The organism is Paraburkholderia sediminicola, from assembly GCF_046026855.1.
In the GTDB taxonomy this organism is placed as follows: Bacteria; Pseudomonadota; Gammaproteobacteria; order Burkholderiales; family Burkholderiaceae; genus Paraburkholderia; species Paraburkholderia sediminicola_A.
The window spans coordinates 1-14,286 of the sequence record NZ_JAQQET010000025.1; the positions used below are offsets into that span (position 1 = coordinate 1).

A 14,286-nucleotide genomic window follows, 5' to 3' on the forward strand; every position below is an offset into this window, starting at 1 on the left:
CACTAATAGACCACGAAGAAAGCAAGGAAAGGCCAACGCCGCAGGCGAAGAACACCACTAGCATCAATTAGACGAAGCCCCAGCATTGGTACCCGGCACCCCTGCCGTCTTCACAGCGCCAGCGCCATCCTTCCCATGCTGAATAGCATAGATCTCCCGATTCCGAGCAATCTCCCTGGCCGTAGGCGGATAGTCATTATTAGGCGTGGGCACAAGCCCTTCTTCCTGAGCCTGCTGCAACTGCGCCATAACATCGGCGCGAGTCAATCCTGACGGATTAGATTGAGCAAAAGCATTCGCCCCGAACGGCAGGCTAAGGGCAGCAATAGCAATAGCGGTAAGCAGTTTCATGATGTCTCTCCGATGAAGTGCAAGAAATGAGTGGCCTGAACCACGCTTCCCATTCTTGTCATTTCAGCTGTCGGAGCACTGACCTTCAGATTACCGTTTTGTTATCCAGGCACCACGCTTGAACCCAAACGCAAGATAACAGAACGGTAATCTACCGGACCACCCCCGGTAAGCGCCCATCCTCCACACTCCTGACTTACAAAGAAGCCCGCGTCCCGCGCCGCCAGGCGCGTCAAAACCCGCGCGCCTCCCTCTGCCTCTTTTCAGGAAACCGTCATGTGGATCGTCAAGCTCGCGCTGCGCCGCCCATATACATTCGTGGTCCTCGCGGTGTTGATCTTTATCGTCGGCCCCCTCGCGATACTGCGCACGCCGACCGATATCTTTCCGAACATCGACATCCCGGTGGTCAGTATCGTCTGGACGTATAACGGCTTTTCCGCCCAGGACATGGCCAACCGCATCACCTCGAATTACGAGCGCGCCCTGACCTCGGACGTCGACGATATCGAACACATTGAGTCGCAATCGCTGAATGGCGTCTCGGTAGTGAAGATCTTTTTTCATCCGGGTGCGGATATCAATCGCGCGATTGCCGAGGCGGCCTCCAATTCCGCGTCGATCCTGCGCGTGCTGCCGCCTGGCACGTTGCCGCCCAACATCATCACGTACAACGCGTCGACGGTGCCGATCCTGCAACTCGGGCTCTCCAGCGACACGCTTTCCGAACAGCAGCTCTACGACCTCGGCAACAGTCAGATCCGCACGCAACTGGCGACGGTGCAAGGCGCGTCGGTACCGTTGCCGTTCGGCGGCAAAGTCCGCCAGATCATGGTCGATATCGACCCGCGCGCGCTCCAGGCCAAAGGTCTTGCCCCGCTCGACGTAGTCAATGCCGTCAATGCGCAGAACCTGATTCTGCCGGGCGGCACCGCGAAAATCGGCACGAAGGAATACAACGTGCAGATGAACGGTAGTACTGACACAGTTGCCGCGCTGAACGACCTGCCGATCAAGACGGTGGCCGGCGGCGTGGTGTATGTGCGGGACGTGGCCCATGTGCGCGACGGCTACGCGCCGCAAACCAACATCGTGCGCAGCGACGGCAAACGCGCCGCCTTGCTCACCATCGAGAAATCCGGCAGCACGTCCACGTTGACCATCATCCAGCAGGTCAAGGCGATGCTGCCGCATATCGCGGCCGGCTTGCCGAGCGCTTTACACATCACCGCGCTGTCCGACCAATCGGTGTTCGTCAAGTCGGCGGTCGTGGGTGTGGCGCGCGAGGCTGTGATCGCCGCGGCCCTGACGGCCGTGATGATCCTGCTGTTTCTCGGCAGCTGGCGCGCCACGCTGATCATTGCGGTGTCGATTCCGCTCGCGGTGCTGACTTCACTGATCGCGCTTTCCGCGCTGGGCCAGACCATCAACATCATGACGCTCGGCGGACTCGCGCTCGCAGTGGGTATTCTCGTCGACGATGCCACGGTCGCGATCGAAAACATCACGCATCATCTGGAAAACGGCGAACCGCTGCACGACGCAATTCTGAACGGTTCAGGTGAAATCGCCGTGCCGACCTTCGTCTCGACACTATCGATCTGCATCGTGTTCGTGCCGATGTTTCTGCTCTCCGGCGTCGCGCGCTATCTGTTCGTGCCGCTCGCCGAAGCGGTGGTATTCGCGATGATCGCGTCGTATTTCTTCTCGCGTACGCTGGTGCCGACGCTCGCGATGTATCTGATGCGCGCACGCAGCAATACGCCGGTGACGGGTAACGGGCCGATTGCGCGGTTGATCCGCTTCCAGGCCGGTTTCGAACATCGCTTCGAACGCCTGCGCGAAGGCTATCGTGGCGTGCTTGCGAGGGCAATTGCGCGCCCGCGCCGCTTCATTGTCGTCTTCCTCATGCTGTGTATGGGCTCGCTCGCACTGGTGCCGTTTGCCGGCCGGGACTTCTTCCCGGCGGTCGATACCGGCGAAATCCGCCTGCATCTGCGTGCGCCGACCGGCACGCGTATTGAAGACACCGCGCGCATCACCGATGAAGTTGAAGCCCGGGTGCGCAGTGTGATTCCGAAGCAGGAACTGGCCGCCGTGCTCGACAATATCGGCGTGCCGGTGAGCGGCATCAATCTGACCTACGATTCGTCGGACCCGATCGGCCCGGAAGACGCCGATGTGATGATCACTCTCGCGGCCAAACACAAGCCCACCGCGGCTTATGTAGCGACGCTGCGCACAACCTTGTCCAGTGATTTTCCCGGCGTCACGTTTGCATTCCTGCCCGCCGACATTGTTAGCCAGATTCTCAATTTCGGCTTGCCGGCGCCCATCGACATCCAGATCGTCGGCAACAAGCTCGACGCCAACCGCGTGGTCGCGAACCGCTTGCTCGCGGAACTGCGCAGCGTGCGTGGTCTCGTCGACGCGCGGATCCAGCAGCCGGGCGATGCCCCCGCAATCAACGTGAATGTCGACCGCACACGGGCGATTCAGGCCGGCCTGCTGCAACGTGACGTGTCGCAGAACCTGCTGATCGCGCTCTCCGGCAGTTCGCAGACCTCGCCGAATTTCTGGCTCGATCCGCGCAACGGCGTCAGCTATCCGCTCATGGCGATGATGCCTCAGTACGACATCAATTCGCTGCAATCGCTTGCCAATATTCCGGTCGCGCAGATGGGTGGCACGGGTGCCGCCGTCATGAACGCGTCCGTTGCGGCAAACGGTAACGGCCCCGCGCCGCAAAACTTGCTCGGCGCGCTGAGCACGCTGACACGCGGCACCCAGCAGGCTGTCGTCTCGCACTACAACGTGCAGCCGGTGCTCGATATTTTTGCATCGACCCAAGGGCGTGATCTTGGTGGTGTGGCGGCCGATGTGACCCGGCTCGTCGATCAGATCCGGCCGCAATTGCCGCCGGGCGCGTCGATCGTGGTGCGCGGCCAGGTGCAGGCGATGCACGACTCGTTCAGCGGCCTCGCAAGCGGGCTCGTGTTCGCGATCGCCCTTGTCTATCTGCTGATGGTCGTCAATTTCCAGTCGTGGCTCGATCCGTTCATCATCATCAGCGGCCTGCCGGGTTCGCTCGCGGGCATTGCGTGGATGCTGTTCAGCACCGGCACACGTCTGAGCGTGCCGGCACTGACGGGCACGATTCTGTGCATCGGCATTGCCACGGCCAACAGCATTCTCGTAATCAACACCGCGCGTGAATTCCATCACGCTGGCAAGCCACCGTTGCAGGCTGCGCTCGAAGCCGGCTTCAGCCGCTTCCGTCCGGTGCTGATGACCGCACTCGCCATGCTGATCGGCATGCTGCCGATGGCGCTCGGCCTTGGCGACGGCGGCGAACAGAACGCGCCGCTCGGCCGCGCGGTGATCGGCGGCCTCGCGCTTGGCACGGTGTCCACATTGCTGTTCGTCCCCGTCGTCTACGGGATGGTGCATGCATGGCTCGACAAACGCCGCGCGGCCCGCACCGACACACAAGAATCCGGCGTTTCCGCCCGCACACTTTGACTCCGACGAGAGCTCGCTCATGAACAATCCATCACTTCCGCCCGACCTCGGCGACAGGTCTCAACCGGACGTCGAGGCTGATCGAGCCGCTGAGGCCGTGAAAGCCGACGAAGCGGCCCGCTCCGCCAACGTGACCGCAAGCCCGAAGCCGCGCCGCCGTCTCTGGCCGCTCGCATTGACCGGCCTCGCCGCGGCGCTGCTGATCGTCGGCATCGTGCCTCGTCTGCACGCAAGCGCAGTGTTGACGCAACAGACACAAGCGCAAAGCATCCTCAGCGTTTCCGTGGTCACACCACGCGCCGCGCCGGCCGTCCACGAGTTGCTGTTGCCCGGCGCGGTGACACCGTTCGCCGAAGCGTCGATCTATGCGCGTACGAGCGGCTATCTGGCGCACTGGAACACCGACATCGGTGCCCAGGTAAAAACCGGCCAGACGCTCGCCACGATCAGCGCGCCCGATCTGGATGCACAACTGCGCCAGGCCCGTGCCGACGAAGCCACCGCGCAAGCCAATTTCGACTTCGCGAAGACCACCGCGCAGCGCTGGCAGGAAATGCTGAAAACCCAATCGGTCGCGCAACAGGATGCGGATACGAAAGTCAGCGACATGGAAGCGCGCCGCGCGATGCTGGCGTCGGCGCAAGCCAATGTCTCGCATCTGGCCGAACTGGTGTCCTACGAAAAGATCACCGCACCGTTCGACGGCACGATCACCGCGCGCAATGTCGATGTCGGCGCACTCGTAACGGCGGGCGGTACGCCCGGCACCGCAGGTATGTCGGGTGAGCTGTTTCATATCCAGCAGACCGGCGTGTTGCGCGTGTTCGTCGACGTACCGCAGAACGACGCGCCGTACGTCACGCCCGACACCGGGGTGTATCTGAGCGCTCAGCAGTATCCCGGGCGGCACATCGCCGCAAAGGTGGCGCGCACCACCGGCTCGATCGATCCGTCGAGCCGCACGCTGCGCGTCGAGGTCGACGTCGATAACAAGGACGGCGCGCTGATGCCGGGCGCCTACGCGCAGGTGCATCTGCAGTTGCAGTCGACCACGCCGGCGCTCGATCTGCCCGTCAGCGCCCTGCTCTTCCGTCCGGATGGCGTGACGGTCGCCGTGGTCGACGGCGACGGCCGTGCGGCGCTCAAGACGGTGCACATCGGCCGCGATTTCGGCACGCATGTGGAGATCACCACGGGCCTCGCGGCCACCGACCGTGTGATCGATAACCCCGGCGATTCGCTGAGTACCGGCCAGCTCGTGCAGATCGCGCCGGCTGCGCATAGCTGAGCGCCAGTCATCGAAAGGATGAGTCGAATGTCTTCAATGTCTGTTTCACGGCGGCTTTTGTGTGATTCGCCTTTGAGCCGCCCGTCTTTGCATCGTCCGTTCCTGCGCCGGTCCGTTGCGGTCACGCTGATTGGCGCACTGCTGAGCGCCTGCTCGACTTTGCCGCCGTACCAGCGCCCCACCGCCGAAATCCCCGCGCAGTACGCAGGCGCGGCGGCTGGCTGGGCCCAGGCCGCCCCTGCCGACACAGCACCGCGCGGCCCCTGGTGGGCGATCTTCAACGATCCGGTGCTGAATCAACTCGAAGCGCGCGTCGAGGTCTCGAATCAGACCGTGCGCAAGGCGGTTGCACAGGTCCAGCAAGCGCGTTCGATGGTGGATTATCAGCGCGCCGGCTTTTTCCCGACGATCACCGCCGGTGTCGCCCAGGACCGCTCGCGGACTTCACAGAACCTCGTAGACCGTTCGCTCGCAGGCAAGACCATCCCCGACTATTCGGCCGGCGTGTCCGCGAGCTGGGAGCCGGATCTGTTCGGCCGGGTGCGCGACACGGTGACTGGCGCGCGAGCCGATGCCGATGCGAGCGCGGCGGATCTCGAAGCCGTGCGTCTGTCGATGAGTGCCGATCTCGCCGTCGACTATTTCTCCCTGCGCTCGCTCGACACGCAAAAGAAACTGCTAGACGACAGCGTGACCGCCTACGCCGCCGCCTTGAAGCTGCTGCAGCAGCAATTGAAAGACGGCGCGATCGATGCCTCCGCTGTGGCTCAGGCCACTACCCAACTCGAAGCAACGCGCACGCAAGATACCGACATCGACGTGACGCGCGCGCAGATGCAGCATGCGATTGCCACGCTGATCGGCGAGCCGGCCTCGACCTTCACGCTGCCGCCGAACGGCTCGGCTGCAACGCCGCCGGCGATTCCTGTTGGCTTGCCGTCGCAACTGCTCGAGCGACGCCCCGATATCGCCGCGGCCGAACGGCGCGTGGCGTCGGCGAATGCACAGATCGGCGTGGCGCACGCGGCGTTCTTCCCCGATCTGGTGTTGTCGGCAAGCGCGGGGCTGGAAAGCACCTTCTTCGCGCCCTGGCTCAGCGCGCCGAGTCTGTTCTGGTCGCTCGGCCCGCAACTGGTCGGCACGCTGTTCGACGGTGGCAAGCGCACGGCCAGTCTGCATGGCGCGACGGCGCAGTACGACGGCGCGGTGGCGGATTACCGGCAATCGGTGCTGGTGGCCTTCCAGCAGGTCGAGGACAATCTGTCCGCCTTGCATTCGCTCACCGACGAAGCCGCCAGCCAGCAGCGCGCGACCACCGCTGCGGATCTGTCGTTGCGGCTCACGACGAACCGCTTCAACGCGGGCGCGGTCAGCTATCTCGACGTGGTGACCGCACAGACGATCGCGCTGACGAACCAGCGCACGGCAGATCAGATCGCCGCGCGGCAGTTGGAGTCGAGCGTGTTGTTGTTGAAGGCGCTGGGTGGGACGTGGCGCAGGCAGGACGATGGTGTGGCGGCGCAGGATGGGGCTGACGCGGCGAGCGCCACTGGGCCTGTGGCCCCATCAGCGGCCCAATCCAGCACCACGCTTGCTACTGCGCCCACCAGACAGCACGCCCCTAAGCCCGCCGGAACGTGAGGATGAAGCAGGTGCCCCGCGCGTCGCTTTCAGCACGAACGGAGCCGCCGTGCAGTTCCATGATCGTGCGGACGATGGCAAGGCCGAGCCCCGTCGAACCGGCGGACCCTTGCGACGAGCCGGACGAAGGCAAGGCGCTGCGCGACGGATCGATGCGATAGAAACGGTCGAAGATCCGTTCGAGATGCTCGGCGGCGATTGGCTGCCCCTGGTTCGACACGGTGACGCGCACCTCGCCAGCCGATGTGCGAGCATCGAGCGTAATCTCGCCGCCGCGCGGCGTATAGCGGATCGCGTTGGCCAGCAGATTGCTGGCGGCACGGCGAAATAGCTCAAGATCCGCCGTCAGCATCGCCGTACCGGTGACCTGCACCCTGACATTCGCATCGTCGGCAATACCTTCGAAATATTCGGCAATCCGCGTCAGTTCCTGCACGGCGTCGAACTCGCGCATATGTTTGACGAACTGCGGATGTTCAGCACGCGCGAGAAACAGCACGTTTTCGATCATTCGCGACAGACGATCGCACTCTTCCAGATTCGATGCGAGCACGGATTCATATTCGTCGGCGGAACGCGGCCGGGCGAGCGCGACTTCGGCGGCGCCGCGCATGTTGGCGAGCGGCGTGCGCATATCGTGCGCGAGGTCGGCGGTGAAACGCGACAGGCGCTGAAAGCCGAGATCGACGCGCTCGAGCATGGCATTCAGCGACGCCACCAGTGTTCCAAGTTCGCTCGGCACACGCGCCACCGTAATCCGCGTATTCAGACGATTGACCGTGACGAGCCCCGCGCTCGCCGCGATATCGCGCAACGGCCGCATGGCCGCGCGAATCAGCAGATAGCTCAGCAGCATCGCCAGAAGCACGCCGGCCGCGCCGGCGATGTTCAGCTTGTCGCGATAGCGGTCGAGCAGCCGCCAGCGGTCGCTCATGTTGCGGGCGATCAGCACGGTCGCCGTATCGCCGTCGTGCAGCCGCGCGTCCGCGAGAATGCCGCGGATCGGTGCGCCGTTGCGGCCGGTCCAGGCGCCGATATCCACTTCGGTAATGCGCGCCGAAGCGGGAATACGCGTAAGCGGCGGCAACGCGGCGATCGTTTCGACGCCGCCTGCTTCAGCGGTTTCGCCGGCATCACTGGGATCGCTCGTGTCGCCTGCCCCATTGAGTGCGACCGAAGCATCGGGCGCATTTGAGGCTGTGGAAGCAGCGCTGCCTGCCGTGCCGCCGGGCGCCGGGAAGGTCTCTCCGGCGTTGTGTTCGATCGCCATACGCCCATCGGGACCGAACACTTCCATCGACATCGCTTCATTCCCCAGCACGGTGCTGGCCAAGCGCTCGCCGTGCTCGCGAATGCCTTTCGATGCATCGAGTTCCTGCGCGAGCCGCCGTGCGTGGCGTGCGGCGAGCACGATGTCGAGATCGTCCTGCGCCTTGATCTGCTTTTCCAGCGCAAGATACAGAAAACTCCCGACCAGCACGAAAACCGCGAGCGTGGTGACGCCGAAGGCAAGCGCGAGCGTCGCGGCGAGCGAGCGGCCACGCATCAGGCGGCGTCCTTCAATTCGAGCACATAGCCGACGCCGCGCACCGTATGAATCAGCTTGATGGGAAAGTTATCGTCGATCTTGGTGCGCAGCCGCCGGATCGCGACTTCGACGACATTGGTGTCGCTGTCGAAATTCATGTCCCACACATAGGACGCAATCTGCGTGCGGCTCAGCACTTCGCCCTGACGGCGCGCCAGCAACTGCAGCAGCGAAAACTCGCGCGGCGTGAGATCGATACGCGTGCCGCCGCGTTTCACGCGCCGCCGATTGACGTCCATTTCCAGATCGCCCACCTTGATCAGCTCGCTTTCGCGCGGCGGCCCACGGCGCGCCAGCGTACGTACCCGGGCCAGCAATTCGACGAAGGCGAAGGGTTTGACGAGGTAATCGTCCGCACCGAGTTCAAGGCCGCGCACGCGGTCGTCGACGTCGTCGCGGGCCGTGAGGAACAGCACCGGCGTGGTACGCGTGCTGCGCAAGGTCTTGACGATGGTCCAGCCATCCATGCCGGGCAGCATCACGTCGAGCACGATCACGTCGTACTCTTCTTCCTGCGCGAGGATCAGCCCTTGTGGACCGTCGTTCGCGACATCGACCGCGCAGCCGGATTCTTCCAGGCCTTTCTTCAGATAGGCCGCTGTCTTGAGCTCGTCCTCGATCACCAGGATTCGCATGGGGAGTGCTCCGCTGTGCTTGACTTGACCGTCAAATCATACCGGCAAGCGGCGCGCGTGATGATTACGATCCGGTAATGTTGGCTGCGCACAGTGCCAGGCCCTGCCCGCTCGCAGAAAGGCCACGTTTAACCGGCCGCCGTGCCGCTGAACATCGACATCCTTTCCAGCATCCAGCGCAGCAGTTCATCCGCGGCGGTGGCTAACGGGCGGCCCGCCCGAACCAGTATCCGGGCTTTCGCCGAGGCAAATAGCGGATGCTCGATCGGCAACGCAACGAGTTCGCCCGCCGCGATTTCGTGCATCGCGGCGAAGCTGCCGATCAGCGTCGCCCCCTCGCCCTTTTTGACGAAGCGTTTCAACACCGTCAGCGAGTTGGTGGTGAGCGTCGGTCGGATCTGCACGTTATCGGCGAAGGCGAGCATCTGCACGGCTTGCCCGAGACCGAACGCCGGCGGCATCAGCGCGAGCGGACACTGGAGCATCTCGTCGACGCTGACCGGCCCACCACGCACCGCCAGCGGATGTCCGGCGTGCACGAGCAGCACCACCGGCTGCAGTGAGGTGGCCCGGTACTCGATGTGCGGATCGCTCGGCGGGTTGTACGCCAGCCCGATATGGGCACGGCTTTCGACGACTTCGCTCACGATCTCGTTGACCGGCAGCATTTCCACCGTGACGTCGAGCTTCGGATAGCGGGCGCAGAAGTCGGTCAGCACCTCGTCCATCAGGCCGTCGATATAGCCTTCGCTGATCACCAGCCTGATCTGCCCCTGCTGCAGCCCATGGAGCGCCTGCAAGCGCTGTTCGAACTGTTCCTGCTGCGCCTGGCAGCCGTGCCAGAATTCGATCAGATGCTGTGCCGCTTCGGTAGGCGCGACGCCGCGCGCGTGGCGCTCGAACAGCGGCGCGCCGATCTCCTCTTCAAGCAACCTGATTTGCCGCGTAATCACCGAAGCCGCCGTGTTCAGCCGGTCCGCCGCGCCGCGAATCGAGCCGTGGGCGAGCACTTCATGGAAATAGCGCAAGCGGCGCTGGTTGATTTCCCGCATCGTCTGGCTCCTGTGCCTGTGCCTGTGCCTGTGCCTGTGCCTGTGCCTGTGCCTGTGTTTGCGTTTGTGGCGTTGCTCAATTCCATGCGTCATCGAGCGTTGCCCAACGAGCAACAATACTGCACTTTAGTTGCTCTTGCTACCCAGTTATTGGCTACCGACTATCGGCCCGGTACCCAATCAAGAGAAATCGCGAGCCACTCGTCACATCGTCGTTCCCCACCTGCCGTTCGCAACCGTTCCCCTGGAGGCTGTCCGTGTCCGCTATTCCATCGAATCCGAGTGCCGACGAGGCCACGGCGCTTTACAGCCGGCTCAACTGGCGTTTGTTGCCGTTTCTGCTCATCTGCTATCTGTTTGCGTGCCTCGACCGGCTCAACATCGGCTTCGCGAAACTGCAGATGCAAAGCGATCTGGGGTTTTCCGATGCGGTCTATGGCGTCGGCGCAGGCATCTTTTTTCTCGGCTATGTGCTGTTCGAAGTGCCGAGCAATCTGCTGCTACCGAAAGTGGGCGCGCGCAAAACGATCAGCCGCATTCTGGTGCTGTGGGGCCTCACGTCCGCGTCGATGCTGTTCGTCCACAACGTGCCGATGTTTTACGGCCTGCGCTTTCTGCTCGGCGTATTTGAAGCCGGCTTCGCGCCGGGGATGATCTTTTACCTGACCTACTGGTACGGCGAAGCCCGCATGGCGCGCGCGATCGCGACCGTGATGATCGCCGGGCCGCTCAGCGGCGTGGTCGGCGGCCCGCTGTCGACGTGGGTCATGACGGCCTTTGCGGGCGCTTCTGGACTCGCCGGCTGGCAATGGATGTTTCTCGTCGAAGGACTGCCGTGCATCGTGCTCGGTGTGATCGCGTGGTTCTTCCTGGTCGATCGCCCCGCCGATGCGAAGTGGCTCTCGGCCGACGACAAACGGGTGCTCGCCAGCGGGCTGGGCGCACCGCCCGCGGCGCATCACTCGTTCGGGCAGATCGCGCGCGATCCACGCGTGTACCTGATGGCGATCGCATATTTCTGCGTGATCTGCGGCATCTATACGGTCAACTTCTGGCTGCCGACCATTCTCAAGGCCGACGGCGTGACCGACACGATGCAGATCGGCCTGTATTCGACGATTCCCTACATTGCCGCGGTGATCGGCATGTATCTCGGCGGACGCAGTTCGGATCGCCACGGCGAACGGCGGTGGCACAGCGCGGTGCCGGCGCTCGTCGGCGCGGTGGCGCTGGCCGTCGCGACGCTGGCGAGCGGGCATCTTGTGATGTCGCTGCTTTTCATGACCGTCGCCACGGCGATGATGTGGGTCTCCTACACCGTCTTCTGGGCCATTCCGTCCGCTTATCTGAAGGGCGATTCGGCCGCCGGCGGCATTGCATTGATCAACACCATCGGCCTGTTGGGCGGCTTTCTGAGCCCCACGATCATCGGTTGGGCCAAGACGGCGACGGGCAGCCTGCAGGCGGGGCTGTACGTGATGGTCGGGCTGCTGGCGCTCGGCGCGATTCTGCTGGTCGCGAATCGCCTGCCTTCGCCAGCCGCCGCGCAGGCTCGCCGGGCCTGGCCCGCCGACTCGCGTGACTCAGTTCACTGACTCAATGAACTAACTCAGTGAACTGACTCAGCGACCAACCTTCGTCACCAACCTGAGTGACCGAACTGACGGACCAGACTCAACGGACATGCCGGCGCGACCCTGCGTGCCGGCTTCTTCAACGGAGAGCATTAACTTGGCATTCAAGATCCTGATTGCTGGCTTCCAGCACGAGACCAATACCTTTGCGCCGTCGCCCGCGACCTACGACAGCTTCGTGCGCGGCGAGGGCCATCCGGCCATGACGCGCGGCGACGCTGTGCTCGCGCTGCGCGACGTCAACCTGCCGATCGGCGGCTTTATCCGTGCAAGCGAGCAGCACGGACATACACTGATGCCGGTGATCTGGACCGCCGCCAGCCCATCCGCGCAAGTCACAGAAGACGCCTACGAGCGGATTGCCGGCGAGATCGTCGCGGCCGCCGGCGCCGGCGGTTTCGATGCCATCTATCTCGACTTGCACGGCGCGATGGTGGCGCAGCATGTGGACGACGGCGAAGGTGAACTGCTCGCGCGCCTGCGGGCGAAAGTCGGTGCGTCGGTGCCGATCGTTGCCTCGCTCGACCTTCACGCAAACGTGACCGAACGCATGCTCGCGAGCGCAGATGCGTTGGTCGCTTACCGCACCTATCCGCACGTCGACATGGCCGCTACGGGGGCACGGGCGGAGCGTCTGCTTGCGCGTCTGCTGGACGAGCGCAAGCCGCTCGTGTGCGCCGCGCGCCGCTTGCCGTTTCTGATTCCGATCAATGGCATGTGCACCCTGCTCGAGCCGGCTCGCTCGATGTACGCGGCACTCGGCATGCTGGAAAAAGATCAGGTCGTCTCGCTCTCGTTTGCGCCAGGCTTTCCGGCTGCCGATTTCCCCGAATGCGGCCCGGTTATCTGGGGCTATGGCGACAACGCGGCGGCGGCGCGCACGGCCGTCGATGCGCTCTACGACACCATGCTGCGCGACGAATCGTTATGGGCTGTGCCATTTTTGTCCCCCGAGGCTGCCGTCGCTGAAGCGATGCGCCTCTCCGCCACGGCGCAGAAACCCATTGTGATCGCGGACACGCAGGACAATCCGGGCGCGGGCGCCGATTCGAACACGACCGGCATGCTGCGCGCGTTGCTGGCCGAAGGCGCACAAGACGCCGCACTCGGCCTGATCTGGGATCCGGAAGCGGCCGCGCAAGCGCATGCGGCAGGCGTGGGCGCCACGCTCGAGCTGGCGCTGGGCGGCCGTTCGAACGTGCCGGGCGACACGCCGTTCGCGGGCCGCTTCGAGGTCGTGGCGCTGTCCGATGGCCGTTGCCGCTACGACGGCCCGATGATGCACGGCATGCAGGTGAATCTCGGCCCCGTCGCCTGCCTGAAAATCGGCGGCGTGCGGATTGCCGTGAGTTCGACCAAGGCGCAGATGCTCGACCGCAATCTGTACCGGGTCGCGGGCATCGAGCCGGAGCAGATGAAAATACTCGTGAACAAGAGCTCAGTGCATTTTCGGGCCGACTTCGAGCCGATTGCGCACGCCGTGCTGGTCGCCAAGGCTCCAGGTCCGATGACCGCGGATCCGGGCGACTTGCCGTGGACGCGGCTCACGCCCGGCATCCGCACGCGACCGATGGGCGCGCCGTTCGCCGGCTAGGTGCGCAGACTGAGCGCAATGGCCGCCTTCACTCGACGTTGTCGGCCACGTCCACCATCCGGATCATATGGGGTTTGACGGCGTCGTCTTCCTCGTCGGCGGCGGCTGTGGGGGGATGAATCAGCGCTTCGAGCCGCGCCCTGGTGGCAAGAAACTCCGCTGACGTGACCTGCGAATAGTCGCGCGGACGTGGCACCGGCACTTCGATCAATTCCTGCACCTCGCCGGGATTGGCCTTCAGCACCAGGATGCGGTCGGCAAGAAAAATCGCCTCATCGAGATCGTGCGTGATGAACAGCACGGTGACGTCGATGTTGCGCCAGATATCGAGCAAATGCGTCTGCATCTTCGCGCGCGTTTGCGCATCGAGCGCGCCGAACGGCTCGTCCATCAGCAAAATGCGCGGCCGGTTCGCGAGCGCGCGCGCAATCGCCACGCGCTGCTTCATCCCGCCGGACAACTGATGCGGATACGCATTGGCGAACTTCGTCAGGCCGACCAGATCGAGCCATTGCAGCGCCTCGCGCTCGGCATGCATGCTGCTGTGGCCGTTCATCTTCAAGCCGAACATGACGTTTTTCTTGACCGTTAGCCACGGAAACAGCGTGTAGCCCTGAAACACCATGCCGCGATCGGCGCCGGGCCCTTCCACCGGCTTGCCGTCGAGCAGCACGCTGCCGCTCGTCTGCCGCTCGAGGCCCGCGAGAATGCGGATCAAGGTCGACTTGCCGCAGCCCGACGGTCCGATGACGCAGACGAACTCGCGCCGGTGCGTCTTGAAGCTGATGCCGTTCAACGCCGTGCACTCGCCCTGTGCGGACTGGAAACGCTTGTCTAGGTCGCGAACTTCCAGAATCACTTCGCGCGACTTCAGACGGTCGAAACGCTCGCGCACCGCCTCGGACTGGATCAGGTACGACGGAATCGGTTGCGGATTTAACATAATGGAATCCTTTGAATGCGGTGCAGCGGGCTGCAATG

Annotated in this window: 10 protein-coding genes; 5 read left to right on the forward strand and 5 right to left on the reverse strand. The window is 63.8% G+C overall.

Going from position 1 to position 14,286, the window contains the following annotated elements; all coding sequences use genetic code 11:
• Positions 1–63 precede the first annotated feature (63 nt).
• On the reverse strand, positions 64–351 hold the full coding sequence (locus PQR40_RS25285) for a DUF4148 domain-containing protein (protein WP_408484412.1): 288 nt from the start codon (positions 349–351) through the stop codon (positions 64–66).
• Between the two features lie 276 nt (positions 352–627).
• Here PQR40_RS25285 and PQR40_RS25290 point away from each other — a divergent pair, with 276 nt between their 5' ends.
• The 3 genes from PQR40_RS25290 to PQR40_RS25300 are packed head-to-tail and all read left to right on the forward strand — an operon-like array spanning position 628 to position 6,802.
• Positions 628–3,873 carry an efflux RND transporter permease subunit gene (locus PQR40_RS25290; RefSeq protein WP_408340021.1) on the forward strand — a complete coding sequence of 1,082 codons (3,246 nt, stop codon included), beginning with the start codon at positions 628–630 and terminating at the stop codon, positions 3,871–3,873.
• A 19-nt stretch (positions 3,874–3,892) separates the two neighbouring features.
• Positions 3,893–5,161 carry an efflux RND transporter periplasmic adaptor subunit gene (locus tag PQR40_RS25295; protein WP_408510064.1) on the forward strand — a complete coding sequence of 423 codons (1,269 nt, stop codon included), beginning with the start codon at positions 3,893–3,895 and terminating at the stop codon, positions 5,159–5,161.
• 36 nt (positions 5,162–5,197) lie between these two features.
• On the forward strand, positions 5,198–6,802 hold the full coding sequence (locus PQR40_RS25300) for an efflux transporter outer membrane subunit (RefSeq protein ID WP_408510107.1): 1,605 nt from the start codon (positions 5,198–5,200) through the stop codon (positions 6,800–6,802).
• Here PQR40_RS25300 and PQR40_RS25305 read toward each other — a convergent pair.
• The 3 genes from PQR40_RS25305 to PQR40_RS25315 all read right to left on the reverse strand — a co-directional run bounded on the left by PQR40_RS25305 (position 6,783) and on the right by PQR40_RS25315 (position 10,077).
• Positions 6,783–8,348: a heavy metal sensor histidine kinase gene (locus PQR40_RS25305; protein ID WP_408510065.1), complete on the reverse strand. Its 1,566-nt coding sequence runs from the start codon at positions 8,346–8,348 to the stop codon at positions 6,783–6,785. The two genes, PQR40_RS25300 and PQR40_RS25305, sit on opposite strands and share 20 nt — an antisense overlap.
• Positions 8,348–9,025 carry a heavy metal response regulator transcription factor gene (locus PQR40_RS25310; protein ID WP_408510066.1) on the reverse strand — a complete coding sequence of 226 codons (678 nt, stop codon included), beginning with the start codon at positions 9,023–9,025 and terminating at the stop codon, positions 8,348–8,350. The genes PQR40_RS25305 and PQR40_RS25310 overlap by 1 nt, the downstream gene beginning before the upstream one ends.
• 128 nt (positions 9,026–9,153) lie before the next feature.
• The gene (locus PQR40_RS25315) at positions 9,154–10,077 is read right to left on the reverse strand and encodes a LysR family transcriptional regulator (RefSeq protein ID WP_408510067.1); all 924 of its coding nucleotides are present in this window, start codon (positions 10,075–10,077) and stop codon (positions 9,154–9,156) included.
• 257 nt (positions 10,078–10,334) lie between these two features.
• Between PQR40_RS25315 and PQR40_RS25320 the strand changes: the two genes are divergently transcribed.
• Together PQR40_RS25320 and PQR40_RS25325 are read left to right on the forward strand one after the other, a co-directional pair.
• Positions 10,335–11,672 (forward strand): MFS transporter, encoded by a 1,338-nt coding sequence (locus tag PQR40_RS25320; protein WP_408484423.1) that lies wholly within the window; start codon positions 10,335–10,337, stop codon positions 11,670–11,672.
• 136 nt (positions 11,673–11,808) lie between these two features.
• Positions 11,809–13,305 (forward strand): M81 family metallopeptidase, encoded by a 1,497-nt coding sequence (locus tag PQR40_RS25325; protein WP_408224918.1) that lies wholly within the window; start codon positions 11,809–11,811, stop codon positions 13,303–13,305.
• Between the two features lie 28 nt (positions 13,306–13,333).
• On the opposite strand, the gene PQR40_RS25330 is transcribed toward PQR40_RS25325, so the two are convergent.
• Positions 13,334–14,248 (reverse strand): ABC transporter ATP-binding protein, encoded by a 915-nt coding sequence (locus tag PQR40_RS25330; protein ID WP_408224915.1) that lies wholly within the window; start codon positions 14,246–14,248, stop codon positions 13,334–13,336.
• Positions 14,249–14,286: the final 38 nt, after the last annotated feature.

Excerpts from the sequence above, each read along its gene's own strand:
- PQR40_RS25310 (WP_408510066.1), bottom strand. The coding sequence starts at position 9,025 with ATGCGAATCCTGGTGATCGAGGACGAGCTCAAGACAGCGGCCTATCTG.
- PQR40_RS25300 (WP_408510107.1), top strand. The coding sequence starts at position 5,198 with ATGTCTGTTTCACGGCGGCTTTTGTGTGATTCGCCTTTGAGCCGCCCG.
- PQR40_RS25305 (WP_408510065.1), bottom strand. The coding sequence starts at position 8,348 with ATGCGTGGCCGCTCGCTCGCCGCGACGCTCGCGCTTGCCTTCGGCGTC.
- PQR40_RS25330 (WP_408224915.1), bottom strand. The coding sequence starts at position 14,248 with ATGTTAAATCCGCAACCGATTCCGTCGTACCTGATCCAGTCCGAGGCG.
- PQR40_RS25295 (WP_408510064.1), top strand. The coding sequence starts at position 3,893 with ATGAACAATCCATCACTTCCGCCCGACCTCGGCGACAGGTCTCAACCG.
- PQR40_RS25315 (WP_408510067.1), bottom strand. The coding sequence starts at position 10,077 with ATGCGGGAAATCAACCAGCGCCGCTTGCGCTATTTCCATGAAGTGCTC.
- PQR40_RS25290 (WP_408340021.1), top strand. The coding sequence starts at position 628 with ATGTGGATCGTCAAGCTCGCGCTGCGCCGCCCATATACATTCGTGGTC.
- PQR40_RS25285 (WP_408484412.1), bottom strand. The coding sequence starts at position 351 with ATGAAACTGCTTACCGCTATTGCTATTGCTGCCCTTAGCCTGCCGTTC.